19 protein-coding genes are annotated in these 21366 nt (G+C 50.0%); 7 read left to right on the top strand and 12 right to left on the bottom strand.

What is annotated here, in order from left to right; translation table 11 throughout:
• Positions 1-112 precede the first annotated feature (112 nt).
• Together ACQ4MZ_RS00905 and ACQ4MZ_RS00900 are read right to left on the bottom strand one after the other, a co-directional pair.
• Positions 113-937: an isocitrate lyase/PEP mutase family protein gene (locus ACQ4MZ_RS00905; protein ID WP_430842026.1), complete on the bottom strand. Its 825-nt coding sequence runs from the start codon at positions 935-937 to the stop codon at positions 113-115.
• Entirely contained in the window at positions 930-1382 is a 453-nt protein-coding gene (locus ACQ4MZ_RS00900; protein WP_430842024.1) for a carboxymuconolactone decarboxylase family protein, read from the bottom strand. Before ACQ4MZ_RS00900 ends, ACQ4MZ_RS00905 begins: the two co-directional genes overlap by 8 nt.
• A 254-nt stretch (positions 1383-1636) precedes the next feature.
• On the opposite strand from ACQ4MZ_RS00900, the gene ACQ4MZ_RS00895 reads away from it, so the two are divergent.
• A complete protein-coding gene (locus ACQ4MZ_RS00895; RefSeq protein ID WP_430842022.1) occupies positions 1637-2545 on the top strand; it encodes a helix-turn-helix domain-containing protein in 909 nt (302 codons plus the stop codon).
• Positions 2546-2670: 125 nt separating this feature from the next.
• Entirely contained in the window at positions 2671-3672 is a 1002-nt protein-coding gene (locus tag ACQ4MZ_RS00890; RefSeq protein WP_430842020.1) for an aldo/keto reductase, read from the top strand.
• On the opposite strand, the gene ACQ4MZ_RS00885 is transcribed toward ACQ4MZ_RS00890, so the two are convergent.
• Positions 3669-4037 (bottom strand): hypothetical protein, encoded by a 369-nt coding sequence (locus tag ACQ4MZ_RS00885; RefSeq protein WP_309989783.1) that lies wholly within the window; start codon positions 4035-4037, stop codon positions 3669-3671. The genes ACQ4MZ_RS00890 and ACQ4MZ_RS00885 overlap by 4 nt on opposite strands.
• 156 nt (positions 4038-4193) lie before the next feature.
• Between ACQ4MZ_RS00885 and ACQ4MZ_RS00880 the strand changes: the two genes are divergently transcribed.
• Entirely contained in the window at positions 4194-4709 is a 516-nt protein-coding gene (locus ACQ4MZ_RS00880) for a hypothetical protein (RefSeq protein WP_430842018.1), read from the top strand.
• Here ACQ4MZ_RS00880 and ACQ4MZ_RS00875 read toward each other — a convergent pair.
• The 6 genes from ACQ4MZ_RS00875 to ACQ4MZ_RS00850 form a co-directional block, all read right to left on the bottom strand.
• Positions 4706-5458, bottom strand: a complete 753-nt coding sequence (locus tag ACQ4MZ_RS00875) for a GDSL-type esterase/lipase family protein (RefSeq protein WP_430842016.1) — start codon at positions 5456-5458, stop codon at positions 4706-4708. The two genes, ACQ4MZ_RS00880 and ACQ4MZ_RS00875, sit on opposite strands and share 4 nt — an antisense overlap.
• 87 nt (positions 5459-5545) lie before the next feature.
• Entirely contained in the window at positions 5546-7810 is a 2265-nt protein-coding gene (locus ACQ4MZ_RS00870) for a DUF2357 domain-containing protein (RefSeq protein WP_430842014.1), read from the bottom strand.
• A complete protein-coding gene (locus ACQ4MZ_RS00865; protein ID WP_430842012.1) occupies positions 7810-9375 on the bottom strand; it encodes an MrcB family domain-containing protein in 1566 nt (521 codons plus the stop codon). The genes ACQ4MZ_RS00870 and ACQ4MZ_RS00865 overlap by 1 nt, the downstream gene beginning before the upstream one ends.
• 132 nt (positions 9376-9507) lie before the next feature.
• Positions 9508-9735: a DUF2905 domain-containing protein gene (locus ACQ4MZ_RS00860; protein ID WP_430842010.1), complete on the bottom strand. Its 228-nt coding sequence runs from the start codon at positions 9733-9735 to the stop codon at positions 9508-9510.
• A gap of 1 nt (position 9736) precedes the next feature.
• The gene (locus ACQ4MZ_RS00855; protein ID WP_430842008.1) at positions 9737-10264 is read right to left on the bottom strand and encodes a YfiT family bacillithiol transferase; all 528 of its coding nucleotides are present in this window, start codon (positions 10262-10264) and stop codon (positions 9737-9739) included.
• Positions 10261-12750, bottom strand: coding sequence for a hypothetical protein (locus ACQ4MZ_RS00850; RefSeq protein WP_430842006.1), 2490 nt, complete (start codon positions 12748-12750; stop codon positions 10261-10263). Before ACQ4MZ_RS00850 ends, ACQ4MZ_RS00855 begins: the two co-directional genes overlap by 4 nt.
• Positions 12751-13072: 322 nt before the next feature.
• Here ACQ4MZ_RS00850 and pfkA point away from each other — a divergent pair, with 322 nt between their 5' ends.
• A complete protein-coding gene (gene pfkA, locus ACQ4MZ_RS00845; RefSeq protein WP_106597640.1) occupies positions 13073-14047 on the top strand; it encodes a 6-phosphofructokinase in 975 nt (324 codons plus the stop codon).
• A 12-nt stretch (positions 14048-14059) separates the two neighbouring features.
• On the opposite strand, the gene ACQ4MZ_RS00840 is transcribed toward pfkA, so the two are convergent.
• On the bottom strand, positions 14060-14749 hold the full coding sequence (locus tag ACQ4MZ_RS00840; protein ID WP_430842004.1) for a YdcF family protein: 690 nt from the start codon (positions 14747-14749) through the stop codon (positions 14060-14062).
• Positions 14750-14935: 186 nt separating this feature from the next.
• Between ACQ4MZ_RS00840 and ACQ4MZ_RS00835 the strand changes: the two genes are divergently transcribed.
• Positions 14936-16342, top strand: a complete 1407-nt coding sequence (locus tag ACQ4MZ_RS00835; protein WP_430842002.1) for a thioredoxin-like domain-containing protein — start codon at positions 14936-14938, stop codon at positions 16340-16342.
• 31 nt (positions 16343-16373) lie between these two features.
• Here the strand turns inward: ACQ4MZ_RS00835 and ACQ4MZ_RS00830 are convergent, their stop codons facing one another.
• Positions 16374-17477, bottom strand: coding sequence for a lactonase family protein (locus ACQ4MZ_RS00830; RefSeq protein ID WP_430842000.1), 1104 nt, complete (start codon positions 17475-17477; stop codon positions 16374-16376).
• A 104-nt stretch (positions 17478-17581) separates the two neighbouring features.
• Here ACQ4MZ_RS00830 and ACQ4MZ_RS00825 point away from each other — a divergent pair, with 104 nt between their 5' ends.
• On the top strand, positions 17582-17920 hold the full coding sequence (locus ACQ4MZ_RS00825) for a tRNA-binding protein (protein ID WP_430841998.1): 339 nt from the start codon (positions 17582-17584) through the stop codon (positions 17918-17920).
• A gap of 96 nt (positions 17921-18016) precedes the next feature.
• Positions 18017-20245: a heavy metal translocating P-type ATPase gene (locus ACQ4MZ_RS00820; protein ID WP_430841996.1), complete on the top strand. Its 2229-nt coding sequence runs from the start codon at positions 18017-18019 to the stop codon at positions 20243-20245.
• Between the two features lie 17 nt (positions 20246-20262).
• Here the strand turns inward: ACQ4MZ_RS00820 and rhuM are convergent, their stop codons facing one another.
• A complete protein-coding gene (gene rhuM / locus ACQ4MZ_RS00815; protein ID WP_430841994.1) occupies positions 20263-21246 on the bottom strand; it encodes a RhuM family protein in 984 nt (327 codons plus the stop codon).
• Positions 21247-21366: the final 120 nt, after the last annotated feature.

The following is a 21366-nucleotide window of genomic DNA, read 5'->3' as shown; positions in this document are numbered from 1 at the left end:
GTTCGTTGGATACAGGTACAAAGTAAATCCTAATTTTGATCTAAAAATAGAAAATCTCCCGGTTGCGGCCTCCGGGAGATTTCCATACTATACGTAAAAAGCCATCATCGCGTCACATGAGCAAGTCCGTAACCGGTTTATGGCTGAGACTTTCCTTTACCTCTTTCATCAACGCCTCCATCGACAACAGCGTCGCCCGATGCAAGTTCGGACCGAAGCTCACACGTGCTACACCGAGTGTTTGAAGCACATCCAAATCAGGCGCATCACTTTTGGCAATTACATTGATAGGTACCTTCAATGCATTCACCAACGTCTTGAGCGTCTCTTCCCCCGTCGCGAAGATCGGGTAAATGCCGTCAGCACCCGCTTCCACGTACGCCCGCCCGCGCTCGATCGCCAGTGCCAGCTTTTGGTCTTCCGACAATTCGGGATTCACGAGAAAAATATCCGTACGGGCATTGATAAACAGCCTCGTATTTTCCCTTTCTGCTAACCGCCCGATCACTTTCAGCTTCTCCACTTGCTCCCCCACCGGCAGCAGTTCATGCGTACGCACATCGGAATCCTCGATATTGATACCCGCGACACCAGCGGCGATGAGGCGACGAATATTCGACCTCAGCATTTCGTTGTCGGCTGCATAACCCGCTTCGATATCTACCGTAACCGGCACGTTTACCGTTTTTACGATTTGAGCTACAATGCCCAGCAGGAAATCAAACGGGATCCGCTCGCCATCCTCGTAGCCATGGGCACGCGCAATGGCGGCACTAGCCGTAGCCACTGCCGGATAGCCCAGTTTTTCGAGCAATACTGCGCCGGCAGCGTCCCAAATATTAGGCAGCACGAGCATTCTCCCACTATGATGCAGCTTTTTGAGCAAATCGGCTTTTTCCGACTGGCTGCTCATCTGGATAGGGCGACTGTTAAACATAACTCTCCTGAGGATTAACCGCCACCTGGTCGGTGATCATGATACGATTCCAGGCGCTGATCGCCACCACACCCATTACCACAGCTTTGGTATATTCTTCCCCGAGCAGGGCTACTGCCCGCCCATAGACCTCGTCGCTCACACCCTGGCTGATGAGCGTCACTTGTTCGGTGAGTGCCAGAATTGCCTTTTCTTCTTCCGTGTAAATATTCGCCTCTCGCCAGGCGCTTAACATATAGATACGCTGCTCGCTCACGCCCATTTCGCGGGCCTGACGTGCATGCATGTCCAGGCAAAACCCGCACCCATTAATCTGCGAGGCGCGGATTTTGATCAGTTTGTAATGCACTTTGTCGAGACTTGTGGAAGCCACGTACTTTTCAAGTTCCCGCACGGCCGCGAAGGCCTTTGGGGTTAGTTCACTGGTTGGTTTGCGGTGGGACATAGCTAATGTTGAATGAGTGAATGATTGGATGATTGAATGACTGAATGAGGGAGTATAATATTCAGTCATTCAGCCATTCAGTCATTCAAAATTAAAATCCACCCGGACTACCTCTGTGATCCATTCTAACATATTTTGAATAGTCCAATATATCCGTCAAAAGCCGGCCGCTTCGAAATTAAAAAGCGATTAATTCGAGCTCCCTGGAAACTTTCACCGTCGCATCTGTTATTTGAATTTTATAATATTACACTATGAGCCATACTGAATCAATCCAGGAATTCTACCGTCGCGTACCACAAGCCAATCCAACGGACTTGTCGCTGAACAATGCCGGCATCGGACATTTCAATGTATTTGAGAGGAATTCGTGCTATAAAAAGACGCCGTACAGCCGCCGCGACTTTTATAAAGTTTCGTTCATTATAGGCACGGGCCGCCTGCATTATGCCGACAAATGGATCGAGATAGACCGTCCCGCATTGCTTTTTTCGAACCCGATGGTGCCTTACTCGTGGGAAGCGATCTCGGAATCGCAGCTGGGCTGGTTTACCTTATTTACCGAAACGTTCGTCCATCCCACTGAGCGCAAAGACTTTTTACAGGATTCACCGCTATTCAAAATCGGAGCGAATCCGGTGTATTTTGTGAATGAACTGCAGCAAAAAGAGCTTTCCCTGATCTTCAAAAAGATGATGGCAGAAATCGAATCGGATTACCAGCATAAATACGGCATGCTGCGTAACTACCTGCACCTGATCATCCATGAAGCCATGAAAATGCAGCCGGCCGAGACATTTGAGCGACAAATCAATGCTTCGGCCAGGATCACTTCATTATTTATGGAGCTGCTCGAACGTCAATTCCCGATCGACACCCCCGAGAATGCATTGCGCCTGAAAACCGCCAATGATTATGCCCAAAGCCTCTCGATACATGCCAACCATTTGAACCGCTCGGTTAAGGAAATTACCGGAAAGACCACCACGGAGCACATTTCGGCACGCATTACCAAGGAAGCCCAGGCGCTGCTCAACCATACCAACTGGAACGTGTCGGAAATCGCTTACAGCCTGGGCTTCGAATACCCTGCCTATTTCAACATTTTCTTTAAAAAACAGACCGGCCTCACCCCTGGAAACGTACGCGCAAAGGCTGTGTGATTTTTATAAAGATCTGTTTGAAAACTATAAAGCGACACCCGCCGCTCAAGAGTAGCTTTGTACCATCAGGATTATCCTGAATACTGCATTATCCACCCGGCCATAAGCCGACAGCCAACAAACAAATGCAATACAGAAGCCTTGGAAAAACAGAAGAAAAATTATCAGCCATCGGATTAGGCTGCATGGGCATGAGCTTCGCTTATGGCCCCACCGACGACACCGAGAGCATTGCCACGCTGCACCGCGCCCTCGACCTCGGCATCAATTTTTGGGACACCGCCGACATGTACGCCGACGGTGAAAACGAGAAACTGATATCACAAGTGTTGGTACCGAACCGCGACAAGATTTTCATAGCCACCAAATTCGGGTTCCGCTACGGCGACAAGACTGGCACACCCCGCAACTCCGCCGGCGCCTACTTCGACGGTTCACCCGCCTGGATGAAGGTCGCCGTGGAAAACAGCCTGAAAAGGCTGAAAATTGACACCATCGACCTTTATTACGCCCACCGAGTTGATCCGAATGTGCCTGTGGAAGAAATGGTTGGTGCCATGGCCGAGCTGGTGAAGGAAGGCAAAGTCCGTTACCTGGGTCTGAGTGAAGCTTCCGCGGCATCCATTCGCAAAGCCCATGCCGTGCATCCGATCGCCGCATTGCAAAGCGAATATTCGGTCATTACCCGCGATGTGGAAGGAACGATCCTCGATACAATCCGCGAGTTGGGCATTTCGCTGGTCCCTTATTCACCATTGGCCAGAGGGCTCGTCACCAATACACTGAATACAGAAACACTTGCAGAAAGCGACTTCCGCCGCACCTTGCCACGGTACCAGGGAGATGTAGCCGATAATAATGCCAAACTTGTAAGCGGCTTTGCCGAAATCGCTGCGGACAAGCAATGCACGCCTGCGCAACTCGCGCTCGCATGGGTGCTCGCGCAAGGCGACGACATTATCCCCATCCCCGGTACCAAAAAACGCAAATACCTCGAAGAGAATGCCGGCGCACTCGAGGTAAGCCTTTCAGCCGAAGACCTGAAAACCATCGACGCCCTCATTGCCCGCTACCCCGACACCGGAGCAAGGTACAGTGAAGGCGCCCTGAAAATGGTTAATCATTAAATAGTTTTCAATGAAGGATCGTAAAAGGTTCTCCAAAGCGCTACGGCTTCCTCGACCGTCTCGGGCGGGGAAGCCAGGTAGCTTTTAATCTTAGTCAGGTTCTCGGAGTGCGCTTCCTTCGCTGAATATTTAACCAAATTCACCAGCAGCTTATCGATCTCGGTAGTATCGTTCCGCCAGTTTTTGCTGTATTTCCCGAACCATTCTTCGTTCAGAAAAACCACTCCTGAATACCGGTAAACGTCCGAAAACCCGAACGCATCAATCACAATCGGCTCAGTGGGCCACTCTGCATTCAATTCTTTGTCGCTGTATCGCTCGCGACCATCGCCGAGGAGGGCGATAAACCTGTATGTTTTTACCATGGTGACAATTATTTCCGCTCAATATATTTCGCCGGATTTACTGCAACAAGTGATCGTGTAAAAATTGTTATACCTGCCCCACGCTCTTATCGGGGATGATTGTGACAATGGGAATGTTCGCTAATTTTACGCCCATATCAAGGATATAATTGTCAGATGATCCGAATTTCCCAGCTCCCGCTCATACAGAACCCCGGCCAGTTTTATGCCACGGAACATATCCTGCTCGTGGATGTCCTCCTCGTAGGCGACGCACCACGACAGATGCGGGAATATATCAAAAACACCCACGGAGGATTTATTTACGATAAAAAGACCTACATCCCGATCACATTGACGGGTACGCCCGAGAGCCTGCTTGCTAACGCGGGCAAACCGATCGTTTTCAAATTTGACCGTGGCTTTGAGAACCATTACCATTTCGACGGTAACCTCAATGCCCTGCTCTGGCATAAAAAGTTGTACAACATTTCATCGCTTATCGACCAGTCCTCAGTCCAGTTCGAACGGGAAGAAGATTTCATCATACAACGCTACCTGACCGGCTACCGTGAATACGTCGAACCCGAAACCGAAGAAAAGCTCCTGTCCATTCCGGTGCAAAGCCCTGCTATCGGGTTAAAAGCAATGAGGGGCTTGAAGCCTGTCAGGAAGGATTCCGCCGGTGCTTAAAGCACCTTCTTTTTAATCGCTTTCCCCCAAAACTCGCCCAGTACAGCGACACCATCTACGTTGGGATGCAGGTAAAACACGCCCTGCTGTCCGTTTTCGGGCTTGAAGAGTTTGAGGTAATGCTTTTTGAAGTATTTAAATGCTTTGGTATCCCCTTTGAAAACGCGTCCGGGTTCGGTGGTTTTGTATTCGCTGATCAACGCATCGAGCTCCGGAACATACGTTTGAAGCCGCTCCAACCCCTCCGCCAGATATTTTGACCGATTATAGGTATTGGTGCTGTACCAGATCGGGTGATGAATGATGACTTTGCTTCCCGGATACCGTTTCAGCAGCTCTGAAACGATTGTCTGCATATTCTTTTTATAGCTTTCCTTTGAAACCGGCGAGCCATTTGGACCTTGTATCGCACTGTCATTAGTCCCGAGCTTCATCGAGAACAATAGCTGATGGTCTTTTTTGAGATACAAACTATCGGCAGCGGTAGTGGCTAGCGTGAAATACTTGCCTGTCTCCGGGAGCCAGTCTACCGTAGTGGAACCGCTGCGCCCGACGTTCGCGTACAAGACGTCGTCGATGCCCTTTTGTGCTTTCAAATAGTTGACGGCGTGTGTAGGTGGAGGAAAACCGTTGTCCCCGCCCTTACCTTGAGTAATGCTATTGCCGATAAAGACAATGCTCAGCTTGGCCTGGGAGAAAACGTTGAGGGAAATCAGGAGAAATACAGCAGCAAGTATTAGAATCTTCATTGAATATGCCAGGATTGAGACTTATAAACTTTTCGGATATGTTTAAGAAAAGACCGGCACCGCAAATACTACCGAAAAAAACGGCTATCATTTTACCAGCACTTTCATGAGTTCTGTCAGGCTGACGGAGAACGGCAGGCCGGATGCCCGGTTGGCGCGGTAGCCGGGAAGCCGTGTCACATCCCAACGCATCCCCGCAAACTCCGGCTCAACTTCCGGATCTGTGGCATACACCAGATACAATTCCCGGGAGGGTCCCGGATATCCCTTTTGTATCAAATCTTGTTTAGAAAACAACCTCGGCGCCCTGTTATGCAACTTGAAGAGCATACCCGACAGCGGCTGGCCCGGTCCGTGCAGCAGCAGATACCGCGCATTCACTTCGGCTACGCCCAGTGACAGCGACCCGCTTTTGGCGCCGGTGCGGAAATTGTACAGATTGTGCGTTCGGATCCAGTTGAGATGCTCGCCGTTTTTGTAATATCCGACCAACACAAAAGTTTCGTCGGGAATCAGATCACGGTTTTTACCAAACGCTTCCGGCAGCAGCTCTCTCATATCCGCCGATGCCTGATTGTTGTAAATATCAAAACTACGGAACGCAACTTTTTCACGTTGCGAAGCCCGGTTCTGAAAGTGCGCTATGACGTCGAGCAGAAAGCGTTTCAGTTCCTCGCGGCCACTATCGGTTTTAGAGGGCCGTATCGCGAATGCGCCCAGGCCCGGAATCAGTTCATGGAACCCTTTTCTCTTGTAAACCTTCCCATCTGCGCCCGGGTAGAGCACATATGCGCCCGCAGTCCGGCGTATGGCGTCCTTATAGCTATGCATTTTTAACAGATCGTCCCGCGTGTGATCAGGTTGAGGCTCACCCGAAGCGAGCCGTACCTCATCTTCTCCAAATACGCCCGCCACCGATTCTACCTTGTATTTGGCATCAAAATGAATGTGCACGATTAGTTCCTCGGTTTCGGCCTGGGCCTGCGTAACACCGGCAGGCCAGATCGATAATGTAAAATCCGGCCGCATTCCTGTGGTCCAGCTGCCGGCCTGCGGATAATCGTTGTGCCCGGAAAAAGACCTGTTGAAACTGAATTCCACATTGAGCTTCCGGGAACCAGCATCGAAAACACCACTGACCGGCAAATGATGACCTTGTTTGAGTTGCAACCCCAATCCATTTTTCGTTGGCTTCACCAGATTACCTATATGCGCCGGTTCTATGGCAAATACACTTTTTACAATATCAAGCAGTTCGAAAAACAGCCAGTACTCGTACAGCACGGCAACATCCTTTTTCCCTGCATGATACACATCGTCGCCACCGCGCCAAACCAGTCGCGCAGCCAGATCGAACATCAGCCACACCCGCAGGATTTGTTTATACCCTTCTTTCCGGACCAGGCCAGGACCATTCAATACAAGTCGGACCGGCTTTCCTATCTCTTTAAACAACGGGGCCGAAAGCATCTGATTCAAATGGTTTTCCAATACGGTAGCCTCGTGCCAGAAGCGGCTACGCTCCGGCGCAATCCGCTTAATATGGTTCACAAAGCCCGCAAAAACCTCCAACGCGTGCTTTACGAAGCGGTTTTCGGGCGTATCCAAGGAGTCGGTTTTCGAACCGACCGTTATCCGGGAGGGTATCGAAACCATTCGTTTTTTAAGGATATGGTGATCCGAAAGCACAATGCGATTGCCTCTTTTTCTCAGCTGATTTAGAGTACTCCGATCAGCGCGCCCAGCGTTTCGGATATCCTTTTCTGCTTCTTGCCCCTGCCATTTCATGATCGGATTCCGCACTATTTTCTGAAATGCTATTTCAAACCTCCGGCTCATGAGCACGGCATTCACGAATGCAAACCGCTGGTAGAGCGTCTGCGGATCGGTCTGGTAGTCGGGTGTGAAGGGATGAGTAACGGGCGCGTTGTAGTAGAACAACAAATCGGTGCAGTGCTCGGTGATTCCTTCCAGCATCAGGCGATAGTCGGTTCGATAGCTGGCTTTTTTAGAGCGGATTTCTACTTTTATTTCTCCGCAACAGGCGTTATCCGAAAGCCGCAGCACTTCGATCGTCAGCGTACCTACATAAACATGCGGTGTAAGCCGTCCCATTGCCAGATTGATGCGGGAAGGTACCACGGCTGGTGACGACCGAAGCACAAAATCACCCAGCACCTCATATTCATAAAAACAACCTTCCAGCAATTGGATACGTGCCTCGCCATGCTCAAATGCCTCCCATTCGTCCAGTTCAAAAATGGTCGGTTCATTGCGTTCTTCGGCGATAATGTGCACCGAAACAACCCCGTCGGTCGTTTCGGCGCTTATCAGGAGCTCATTCCCCTCCATCAGGCTTCCGCAAAACTGGCAAAGCCATGATCGATCAGGTTTCTGTAAATGCGCCTGATTTTCTCCAATGCCGCCGGGTAATACACCTCTTCCGGACCCAATAAATCTTTCTTACCCGCCAGGTAGTCGTCCAGCAGGTCCGGATCAGCCAAACAACGCTTGCCTAACGCTTTCAACACGGGTTCCAGCTTCCTGCGGGAGCCGTAGATTTTAGGTAAAAGCTTTTGCATCAAAGCCGCGTCCATCACTTTCTGCACCGGCCATTTGGCCCCAAGTTGGTGGATCACCCCCGCGAACCGCAGGATTTCGGCAGCACTCCGGTAGCCGAATTCTGCTCCCGCCGGCTTTAGTATTTCAAACAATGCCAGCAATTCATCGGAGAGCTGCGCCCGAACCGGGCTTTCCGGCACACTGTTGCGCGCCATAGCCACGAATGCCTCCGCCCCATCTGCCCCATTTCCCGCGAGGCTGCCGGCGGCAGGGATTGGCCCGGATTTCAGAAATTTCTGCATTTCCTCTTTCAGGATACTGAACTCGATCACACTGGCCCGGTCGAGTACCTTGGGACTGAACATGTAAGTCGTTTCATCAATATTCACCGTTCCAACGATAAACAAATTGGGCGTTACCCGGACGCGCGGCGGCACCCCACCGGCAGTTTCATTATGCAGCCGGATGGGCTCACCCGACTCCATTCCGCTCAGAAAATCGGCAAAATACCGTTCGACATGGCTCAGGTTCATTTCATCGAGGATCAGAAAATACGGTTTATCCGCATTGATTTCGGCGGATATCAGCAGATCTACGACGCCACTTTCGGGCTTTACGTATTGTCCAGGTTCGAGCGCATTCGGAAAGCCCAGGAGTGGCTCACGGTTGGTCCAATCGGCTCCTACCGGCACCAGACAGATCTGATCTTCCGTTTCACAAATCCATTGTGCAAATGCATGCGCCAACCGCGTCTTTCCGGCACCTGAAAGGCCCGTCAGGATTACAAATGGCTTTGCTATGAGTGCCGCTGTAAACCGAAGTACGAGCTCCGGATCGATTTGCAGGCCGCATTCCAACGCCATTTGATGAAATGCCTGATAGTCAAACTGCGGGGGCCCGGTTATGCTGCCCGAAAGGGTAGCCTTATAAATACCCAACATCTCGCGCAAATCCGCCTCAACTTGCTGTTTATCCAGATCCGCAACTTCATAAACCCGGAATACGAACGAGCCGCCATATCTTGCCGGCTTGCCCAGCCCATGCCTTTTAAAATAACTATTGATCGTTTCCGCGCCGGATTGCTGCCACGGTATTTCGGGAGAAAGTGTTTCGCTTACGCCAAAGGCCAGTACCAGTAGCTGTTGGTTTTTGTAAAAAAGATAAAATGGATAAATGCCATTGCTGATGTGCTGCCCGGGCGCCAGAAATGCGATCCACGGCACCCGCGCAGGATTACCTTTTCCAAAACTGATCTTGATTTTGAGCCCTTCCAGCTTGCCAGCGAAGTGAGAGGTTTTAAGGTTTTCGGTCTGGCATTGCGCCAGAAAGCGGGTGAGCTGTTCGAAAAATTCCATGAAATAGTGTGTTAGGGAACCAATCATTCAAGTGGCTTAAAGATGAATGATATTTTGTTCTCTCCCAAACGCATCCGCCCTTTCAGACGAATTTATAACCCTGGTTATTAAGCTGATAGAGAATCAGTCACACTAATTCATGAATTTCCGGAAAAGCCAGATCAGCAGGTTCAGCAAACCGCTGAGGAGTAACATGGTGGTAATCGGGAAGTAGAACCGAAAATTTTCCTTTTCCACACGAATGTCGCCCGGCAACCGGCCAAGCCAATGCAGTTTGTCGCTGAGAAAATACACGACAACACCCACCAGTATCACCAACAGGCCAATGATAATGAGATATTTACCCGTTACCTGAGACATTTTATTCGATATTACCCAACGCCAGATCAATATGCGCCAGGTGATGTTTCACATGCCATACCGACATCGCCAGTGCCTGCCTCTGATCGAGCCAGAACCCGCGGACGGGGTGCAAATAACGACGCGCGAATTGTTCGTCGTTTAACGTTCCCGCAAGGTAGGCGTAACGGGCATGCGTTCCTTCCAAAATGGCCAAAGAGGCCTCGATGGGCACATTCAGGGAATCGGGTGTAAAGGCCCAGGCGTTCATATCGATGAGTGTTACCTCATTATAATCCGGTTCGGTGATCGCCTTTTTCATCCGCAGGTAATGCACAAACTGCAAGTCGGCCACGTGGTGAACAAGCTGCCGGATATTCCAACTTCCCTCCCGATATGTTTTCAACAAATCCTCATCCGAGAGGTTCCCGACCCGCTTTCGGTATTCTTCCGGAATTTCGGCAATAATGCGTATGAATTCGCGGACTTCGTCGCCGGAATAAGCCTCTTTCAACGCAACAGGGCCAATAGGATAGCGGCGATCGGTCATACGCTCTTCTTTCTTTTCGATTCAACAAAGAGGGCACCCGCGATCAACCCTATAAGCAATAGCGAGCTCACAAGGTCGATTTTACTACCCACGGCCACTGATACTGGCTCGAAACGGAACTTGATCGTGTGTTTGCCCGCAGGTACACGCAGCGCACGCAACACGTAATTGGCCCGCAACATATCCGCAGGTTTGTCGTCGATCGTCACTTTCCATTCGTTGCGGACATTGTAATAAATCTCCGAAAACACTGCCAATCCTTCCGCGTTTGAGTTGGTTTCATACACCAGTTCGTTCGGTTTGTAGGATACCAGGCTGATTTTAGCCGTCGAGTCGGCACCTGCTTTAAGGCCTTCCAGTTTGGATGCAAAACGCTGGTCGATCACGGCTTCCGTACGCAGGTTCACCGTGCGCAACGCGGCCATTTCGGCATCCGCATTCGGCACAACTTTAAAGGACTTCACAAACCACGCGTGGCCGTAGGCCTGCGGGTTGGGCTGCGCAACTTTGTTACCTTGCTGGTCCGGCGTGATGAAATACTTGGCATTCAGCATATTCAGCACTTCCATATTGGGCTTTTCGGTAAAGAACTGATTTTCAAAAAGCTCCTGGTAGCGGCGCATTTTGGCAGCATGATACCCGCCCAGCGATTTATGAAAATAAGATGCCTGTGCGCTGTTGAACGGCCCTCCCTGAGAAGCCACGTCATACACCCGATAGTCCGGATCGGTATCGCGGAGGATTTGCTCGTCGGCCGGCGACGGGGTAGTAACACTCTGAGCCACGTAAGCGCTTACAAAGTCATCGTTGTTGAGGTACCTCTTATCCACTCCGAATAAATCAAAAATAACCAGCACAAGCAGCACGCCGTAAAATACTGTCGATTTGAGCTTATCCTGGGCATAGAACCATACCAGCCCTGCGGCCAATGCTATGAATATCAATCCACGGATCGCATCGCCCTTCATCAGGCCCTCGCGGTCCTGGATGACAGCATTCATGATCTGTTGACCAAATGCCTGATCTTGTGCCATTTGTGCAAACTGCTGTGAGAACTGCGCATCGTTAAGTCCTTTGAAGCTGAAAAACAACCCCGGCAATAATGCCATAATCAGCATCAGCCCTCCGGTAATGGCTGTTGATATCAGGAAAGGCTTCTGTAATTCTTTTACAGTAACCTTTTTTTGAGCTATGGTCACCAATGCTAAAACGCCTACGAGCACCATCAGAAGTTGTGCCAGGGAGATCACCATCGTCATCGCCCGGAACTTGTTGAACATTGGGAAGTAATCGAAAAACAGGTAATTGATACCAGCCAAACTCTTTCCAAGCGCCCAGATCACGTAAAGCACAATTACCCCCGCAGCCCAGTATTTCAATGGGCTTTTAACAATAAACAACCCAAGCACAAACAGGAAGAATACAATAGCGCCAATGTAGTTGGGGCCACCCATAATCGGCTGATCACCCCAGTAGAGTGGTAGTTGCTGAACTATATTCTGAGCAGTAGCAGCGTCAACACCGCGACCTGTAAGCGTTTTGTAAGTTTCGGATGTATTCGACAAAGGGCCGTAGGAAGCACCGCCATATGCGTTCGGAATCACCAGGGTAAGCAATTCCCCCACGCCATAGCTGTATGTGAATGCATATTCTTTATCCAGCCCGTTACCCTTTTTGGCAGCAGCATCCTTGCCCGTTGTCGTAAGCTCCGATTTTCCGCGGATCGTTTCTTTGGTATAGTCATAAGCGTTCCAAAGCCTTGTCGTGTGCGTGCCAACGGCAACAACCGCCGCCAGGGCAAGCCCTCCCAGGATCATCACCAGGTCTTTTGCAAGGCCTTTTTTAATCAGGGTGATACTTTCCATGATTACCAGGATTATGATACCAATCCCGAGATAGTAGGTAATCTGCACGTGGTTGGCATACAGTTCCAGCGAAAGGAAAAATGCGGTAAGCGCCGCTCCTGCCAGCCAATTACGGCGAAATGCCAGTATCACACCGGCAAGCACGCCCGGCGCATACATGATCGCGATCACCTGCGAAATGTGCCCTGCTTCCAGGTTAATGACGTTAAAACAGGAGAATGAGAATGCCACCGCGCCTATTGCCGCGAGCCAGCCGCCCGCCCCGAGTACCAGGAACAGCACATAAGCGCTCACCATGCCGATCAGGAAATAGTTGGCCGGTGCCGGGAGCAGTTTGTTCACAGCCTGCCCGATTTTGGTGGGAATGCTGGTAGGATAGTCGGCCGAGACAAGGTAGGCCGGCATCCCGGCGAACATGCCGTTGGTCCACCACGACCGTTCACGGGTTTGCTTATAGTAATCCATTACCTCCCGCGCACCGCCCAGCGCCTGGATCTCGTCGGTTGCGCTGAGTTTCTTGCCTTGCAGCACCGGTGAAACGTAAGCGACGGACAAGATCATAAAACCGATGACAGCTACCAGGTGTGGCCAGAGACGTTGCCACGAGAACAGATTTTTCATTTTGGTAATATTAAGCTACGGGTTGATTTCGGATGAAAGCGGTACCGCACACGGCCCGCCTTAAATATGACTTTTCAAACAGTAATAGTAGCAACGAACGTCGGTTAAGGGATATTAAATTTCCATTAACCGGCGCAAATATAGGAGTATTGGTATATGTTTGAGATGCTAAAAACGAATCTTGTTCCGGCATTTTTTTAACATAATTAAGAATCAAGGCATATATTTTAAGAAAATACCGGATAAATTTGCGGAAATTGTGCCTTTAAGGTTCAATACGGAGCTGTACATAGAAAGATTAGAAGTAACCCGAAATTATTAAATGAAACGAATTGGAGTTTTTACCTCAGGAGGAGATGCCCCTGGTATGAACGCCTGCATCCGGGCGGTAGTACGCGGAGCATGCTACCATGGTATTGAAGTATTTGGAATCAGAAGAGGATATAGCGGAATGATCGCAGGAGATGTCTACAAGATGGAGTCTCATTCGGTCAGCAATATAGTTCAAAGAGGAGGTACCATCCTTAAATCAGCAAGAAGCAAGGAATTTATGACTCCCGAAGGCCGCAAGAAGGCATACGACAACTTGCAGGCACTCGGAATCGAAGGACTGATCGCCATTGGCGGTAACGGTACGTTCACCGGCGCGATGATCTTTGGCAACGAGTACGGTATCCCTACCGTAGGCGCTCCCGGAACGATCGACAACGATTTGTACGGAACCGACTATACCATTGGTTTCGATACCGCCGTGAACACTGCGTTGGACGCGATCGACCGTATCCGTGATACTGCCAGCTCACACGACCGTATCTTCTTCATCGAAGTAATGGGCCGTGACTCGGGTTATATCGCTATCCAGTCGGGCATTGCAGGTGGTGCGGAACTTGTGATGGTTCCCGAAGTCCTGACCCCGATCTCGCAGGTTGTGGAAACTCTGAAACAGGGATGGAGCCGTTCGAAATCATCATCCATCATTATCGTGGCGGAAGGCGATGAAGAAGGCAGCGCGCAGGAAGTAGCCGATAAAATTAAGGTGCAGGTGGATGAGAACGCGGACATCCGTGTAACCACACTGGGCCATACCCAGCGCGGAGGAACACCGTCTGCTTACGACCGTATCCTGGCAAGCCGCCTAGGATTGGGTGCATTGGAAGGCCTCATCGCAGGACAAAAGAATGTAATGGCTGGTATCATCAACAATGAGCTGGTTTATACGCCTTTCGAAGATACTATCAGACTTCCCAAGCCGATCAACGAGGATTTGTTGAGAATGGTGAAGATCCTGAGTGTATAACACAGGTAAGATCTAGCAGTAACCCACTGCTTTGTAGGCTACATACCCTACGAATTCATGCCATAGCATGCAAAAGTAGGCAAAAGCCTCGGGGTCCGGCACCAGTTTATGGATGAAGAACCGGTTATATCCCCCACGAAAGTCGGCCGGGAAGGGGTCAGTTTTGATCCCCATTTTTTCGAAACACCCGGCCGACCGGCGCATGTGAAATGCGGAGGTAATCAGCAGGTATTTTCCGGAAGGAAACATTTTATTCAGGATTCGCCCCGAGTACATGGCATTCTCACGCGTGTTGCGCGCTTTTTCCTCGAACAGGATATCTTTTGCCGGCACTCCCCAGCTTACAAGCAGCGACGCCGCCTGGCGTGTCTCGCCCAGCCTCCGGGTCATCAGCATTTCGCCGCTCGTTCCCGTAATCAATATCTTTCTGATCTTGCCGTGCTTGTAGAGCAGGTAGGTTTGCAGGAGCCGGTCACCATGGTTACCCATTGCCGGGTGGTCCTGCCTTGGTGTGCTCATCGTGATCAGCCCGCCGGACAGCAGAATCCCGACGTCATAAGTCTTCCTCACCTCGGCCAGATTGACGAATTTGGGCTCCCACGCATTGATAGCCTTCGTCACCAGGTACGAGTTGGATGCCAGCCCGAGAGCCGCAATCCCAAAACCCAACGCCAGCTTCCGGCGCCGGTTGCTTTTGGTCAAAAATGAATAGATAAGTATAAAAAACACAATGCTGAGCGGCATTATGAGAAAGTCGATCGCTTTAGAGAGAAAATAAAACATTTGAATAAGAACCCTGCTGATGTTAGCGTTTTGAAGTTAATTTTACAGACTTCAAACTTTGAAATAATCCAATAAACAGCTTTAAAGCAAACTTTTCATAGCCTGATGAGAGATTATACCCGCACTTACCTTCTGCTGCTGCTGGCCGTTTTCGGCCTTTTTTCCTCCGCTTACTCCCAGGGCTACCGCATCGAGGCTACCATTAAGGGATTCCGTGACTCGTCGTTTGTGATCGGGCATTATAATCGGAATGCCACACAATTCGTACCCAAAGACACGGCCAAGGCGGATGCCAATGGAAAAATCGTGTTCGAAGGAAAAACAGCGCTACCCGGTGGCCTTTACGTGATCCTTTTCCCCGGGAACCAAAAAATGATCGAACTAATCTATTCCGGTAAGGAAAACAATATCGCGCTCGAAGCCGACTCTGCCGATGTGAATACCTCCATCAAAATAACCGGCTCCAAAGAAAACGAGCTTTTTTACAACTATCGAAAAGAATTAGCCAAAGGCAGCAAGGAGATCGAAGCGCTCAGCAAGCAAACGACACCAGAGGCACAGGCGCGTATCAAGGCAATCCAGGAGGGATTTGGCACCTATCGTAAGAAACTGCTGTCCGAAAACGCCGGAACTTTCACATCGCAGCTGCTCAGAATGTCGGCCGACCCCGAAATCCCCACGGCTCCGAAATTAGCCAACGGTAAAACCGACTCGATGTGGGTTTTCAACTACTACAAGGCGCACTACTGGGATGCATTCGATTTTTCCGACCCGCGGATTGTGAATACCCCCTTCTTCGAGCCTAAAATAGAGCGGTACTTTAAAAATCTGGTAGTCCAGGTGCCCGATTCGATTATCAAAGATGCCGACCTGATGGTGAAGAAGGTTTCGCCTAACAAGGACCTGAAAGCCTGGACAGTATTTTACATTACCAACCAGTACGAAAATCCCAAAACCGTAGGTACGGAGGCAGTTTGGGTATATATGGCCAATAAATATTACCTCTCCGGCGAAATGGGCGTTTCGGAAGATGTAAAAAAACGCATTGCCGAAAAAGTAGCAACGATGAAGGACTTGCTGGTAAATAAAACTTTCCCGGCCCTGACCCTCACCGATCCTAACGGCAAAAAAGTTAGTGTCCAGAGCATTGACGCCAATTACACCGTGCTATTCTTCTTCGCTCCTACCTGCGGGCATTGCAAGGAAGCGTCCCCAGTGCTGAAAGCGTTCTACGACAAAAACAAGGCCAATGGTATCAAGGTAATGACCATTTCGACGGAACATAATATCGAGGAATGGAAGTCCTTCGTGAAAACGTATCACCTGGAAGAGCTCATCAACGGCTACGATGCCTTGAACCAGATCGACTTCAACCGGAAATTCGATGTCGTGACAACGCCGACGATCTATATTCTGGATAAAAACAAAAAGATCATCGCCCGCAAAATGCCTGTTGAGCAGCTGGAAGACTTTTTGAATTACTACCAAAACAAAATGGCCAGAAAACTCTGACCATTTTGTTAAGCTCCGATTTCCATATCACTTAAAGGAATGCTACGCAAATGGGCAATTTCACGGCAATGCTTTCGTGCTTGAACGTGAATTTGCCCGTTGCTGCATTTACATCATACACCACCAGGTTGTCCGATCCCTGATTGGCCACGATCAGGTATTTGCCTGTCGGGTCTATATTGAAATCACGTGGCGTAGCGATGGATTTCGTTTGCTGGTCCACCATTTCCAGCTCACCATTGCCCAGTATCCTGAATGCAGTGATCGAGTTATGGCCGCGGTTGGAAACGTAGACAAACTTTCCGTTCGGGTGCAGATGCACGGCAGCGCTTGTGTTCGTAGGTCCCGAATAATCCGCGGGGATCGTGGGATAAGTTTTGATTGCTTTAATCACCCCTTTTTTATCGATCGAGCAGGCCGTTACAGTAGCATCGAGCTCGTTGAGCAGGAACAATCGCTTGCCCGAAGGGTGAATGACGAGATGGCGCGGCCCGGCGCCTGGCTTACCTGAAAAAAACGGCTGTGCCGCATTAGGCGTAAGCTTTCCGGCATTAGGATCGATGCTGTAATTCATCACCTTGTCGCTTCCCAAATCGGTTACATACACAAATTTACCATCCGGAGTCGATGTTGCGAAATGTGCGTGCGCCTTTTCCTGGCGTTTGGCATTCGGGCCAGTGCCGGTATATTGCTCTTTATAAACGGGCGCGCTCAATTTCCCATCGTCACTAATGTTGTAAGCCGAAAAACTTCCGCCGCCATAGTTGGAAACAAAAGCCATTTTGCCTGCCGGATGCACCGACACGTGGCATGGCCCCATTCCTTCCGAGGGCTGGCTATTCAGAAATGTTAACTTTCGGTCGGGCGCTATGGCATATGCCGAGACTTTGTTATCTGACCCGATCGCGTAAATGTGCCGCTTGTTGGGTGAAATGGCTACATAACCCGGCGCGACAGACTTGTTGACGGTATCGATGAGCGTAATCTGACCCGAGGCAAGGTTCAGCTCGCAGCGGGTGATCGAAGAATTCGCTCCCTTATCCTGCGTACCTACGTAAAAAGTAATGTTTCTGTCCTGTGCAAAAGCTTTGAGGCCCGCCGAAAATAATATAACGGATAACAGCAGTTTTTTCATCGTTTGAGTTTAAATGAATCCCTTCAATGCTTGGGAAAGAGTACCCAAAGGCTTTTTTAATGTTAATTTGCCGGATAAGTATCATTAAAATCAAACCAGAAGCCATGAGCACAATTACCTGGCAGGAATTTGAGCAGGTCGACCTGCGCGCCGGAACGATCATTCAGGCCGACGATTTCCCGAAAGCGAGAAAGCCGGCGTACAAGCTACATATCGACCTCGGCCCTGAAATCGGTATTAAACCAAGTTCTGCACAAATTACGAAACGGTACACCAAAGAACAGCTAATCGGCAAACAGGTGCTTTGCGTGGTGAACTTTCCTCCGAAACAAATCGCCGATTTCCGTTCCGAGGTCCTTACAACCGGCTACGTGCTACCCGACGGCGAAGTGATTCTCACAAGCCCCGATTTCCCTGTCCCAAACGGCACACGCCTCGCGTAGAGGCCTGTTTCCATGAATCTTGTAAATCATAGCCAGAATTGTGTAATGCGGCCGGCAGCGTTGGGTTTTATTTTTGTATACCAATTCTGAAAGATTATGGAAACGATAACAGATATAAAAAAAGTGACACTCCCGGTCACCGGCATGTCGTGTGCGGCATGTGCCGTGAGCGTGGAGTCTATGCTGGGTCACACTAAAGGGATCACAAATGCGGCGGTAAATTACGCCAATCAGTCGGTATCGGTATCCTACGATCCCGACCTCGTCGACCTTCCCGATATGGACCGTGTGCTGCAAAGCATCGGTTACGGACTTATCATCGAAGAAAATGAGGAAGACGCGATTGCGGAACAGGAGAAAATTCAGCAGGAGCATTACCAGAAACTGAAAAACAAGGCCATCTATACCGGCATACTCACAGCGCCGGTGGTAGTGTTGGGGATGTTCCTCATGGACTGGAAATACGCCAACTACATCATGCTGGCCCTGACAATCCCGGTCCTGTTCATTTTTGGTCGGGATTTCTTCGTGAATGCATGGAAACAGGCGCAGCACGGCAAAGCCAATATGGATACGCTTGTTGCACTCAGTACCGGCGTTGCATTTCTTTTCAGCACATTCAATACATTCTTTCCTGCTTTCTGGCACGCACGCGGCCTGCACCCGCACGTGTATTTCGAAGCCGCGGCGGTCATTATCTTCTTCATTTTGCTGGGTAAGCTCATGGAAGAGCGCGCCAAGTCGAATACTTCCGATGCGTTGAAGAAACTGATCGGCTTGCAGCCCAAGACCGTCAGAGTATACCGCGATGGCGCCGAAATAGAAATCCCGGCGCGTGAGGTAATCCTGGGCGACGAAATCATCATCCGGTCCGGGGAAAAAATCCCCGTCGACGGTAAAGTTTTCAGTGGCAGCTCCTTCGTCGACGAGAGCCTCATGACCGGCGAACCGATCCCCGCCGAAAAGAAACCCGGCGACAGCGTCTTTGCAGGAACAATCAACCAAACCGGCAGCTTCACATTCATTGCCGAAAAAGTGGGCAAACAGACGGTTCTGGCGCAAATCATCAAAACCGTGCAAGCCGCTCAGGGCAGCAAGGCACCGGTTCAGCGCCTCGCCGACCGCATTGCCGGGGTATTCGTACCCGTCGTAATCGGTATTGCCATTCTTACCTTCATCGTGTGGATGGTGTTGGGAGGCGAGAATGCCATTACGCAAGCGATGCTCACGGCGGTCTCTGTGCTGGTAATAGCTTGCCCATGTGCGCTCGGCCTTGCTACACCTACGGCTATGATGGTAGGGGTTGGTAAAGGTGCTGAAAACAATATCCTGATCCGCGACGCCGAAAGTCTGGAAAAGGCTTACAAAGTAGATGCCGTAATCCTCGATAAAACAGGTACGCTCACCGAGGGACGTCCTCAGGTAACCGACTGGCAATGGGTAAGTTCGCTCGTTGATCCACAGACACATCTGGCAGCTGTGAAGGCACTTGAAGCACGTTCTGAGCACCCGCTCGCGCAAGCTATCGTGCAGTACATTGAAAACGATGCAAAAATCGATGTCTCTGACTTCCAATCCATGACGGGAAGCGGGATACGCGGCACGGCAGGCGGTCGCGAATACATCATCGGCACGCTCAAATTTCTCGAAAAAGAGCACGTTCGCATTGCCTCCGAGCTTCAACCTGCCTATGAACTACTCACAGCGCAAGCTAAAACCGTGATCGGAATCGCGATCGACGGGCAACACGCCGGGCTCGTCGCCATCGCCGACCAATTGAAACCGACCTCACGCGAAGCCGTTGAAAAACTACATGCGCAGGGCATTGAGGTGCATATGCTCACAGGCGACAATGCGCAGACAGCCGCAGCTGTGGCTGCACAAGTCGGGATCGACAGCTATCAGGCGGAAGTGAAGCCGGATGATAAAATGCAGTTTGTCAAAAAGTTGCAAGCGCAAGGCAAGACCGTTGCAATGGTCGGTGACGGCATCAACGATTCCCAGGCCCTCGCGCAGGCGGACGTGAGCGTAGCCATGGGTAAAGGTTCCGACATTGCCATGGACGTAGCCAAAATGACGCTTATCACCTCGGATCTGCTGGCATTGCCCAAAGCCTTGCGGCTATCCCACAAGACGGTGGTAACGATCAAACAAAACCTCTTCTGGGCATTTATTTACAATGTTATAGGTATTCCGATCGCCGCCGGTGTCCTCTATCCTATCAATGGCTTCCTCCTCGATCCGATGATCGCCGGCGGTGCCATGGCCCTGAGCTCTGTATCGGTGGTAATGAATAGCTTGCGGTTGAAGGGCGCACGACTGTAAATTTTCTGGTGGTGAGTCTAATTGTTTTGATTGATCAGGCTTACTACCACCTTTACCATCATATCTTTCTCCTTCGGGTTACTTTCAGCGATCATCAGTGTAAGCGCTACCAAAGCGTTGTCAGCCAGCCGTTTTGAACCATCCGATTTGTAAAGGATACTGTTTCGTTCCAGGAACCACACAAAAATCAAAGCCGCAATTCTCTTATTACCATCAGTAAACGAGTGGTTTTTGATGATAAAATAAAGCAGATTCGCGGCCTTCTCTTCGATACTTGGATACAGCTCTACGCCATCGAATGTCTGGTAAATTGTACTGATGGAACTCTTAAAAGAATCATCCTTTTCGTTGCCGAAAAAGGTATGATCTCCGAATTTGCTACGCAAGCCATGGATGGCCGAAATAGCCTCCTCATAAGTGATTACGTAAAGCTGCTTTTCAGATACACGTTCAATCCCTAATGCCTGCTGATCGTATTTTTCAAGTATATCAAGTGCATAGGCATAATCCGTAACCACCTGAATAAGCCCGGTCGCTTCACCAGCCGTCAGTTCTTTGTTGTGAATGACATTCGCGAGTAGGGCGACTGTTTTTTTCAGATTTTCCAGCTGACTCAGCTTTAATTTTTCCTGCGTAGCGAAGCCTTTGATCAGGTAATCTTTCAAAATCCGGTTAGCCCAAATCCGGAACTGCGTTCCCTGCTTCGATTTGACGCGGTAACCAACGGAAATGATTGTATCCAGGCTATAAAAGGCGGTTGGCTTGTCAGAAAAAGGAATGTGCATTTTTTGCACATTCCTTTTTTCATCGAGTTCTCCCTCTTTAAAAACATTGAATATATGCTTCGAGATAACTGATCTCTCCTTTCCAAACAGCTCGGCCATTTGCATCTGCGTAAGCCAGACCGTCTCATTTTGAAGTTGTACCTGAATGGCGAGCTGTCCTTCCTCTGATTCATAGAGCAGAATTTCACCATGCGGTGCGGGAGTGGTTGCGTTCATACGGTGTTTTGTTTAAAGTTTCACCATTGATACGCTAACCCACAGATTTGGTAACAGCTTGTAGAACTCTCCCAACTCAACCCAAAAACTCTGTAACACCTCCCCACAATTCTGTAACAA

Source organism: Dyadobacter sp. BHUBP1 (assembly GCF_050587785.1).
Lineage (GTDB): Bacteria > Bacteroidota > Bacteroidia > Cytophagales > Spirosomataceae > Dyadobacter.
This window is presented reverse-complemented; position numbering and strand designations above follow the sequence as displayed.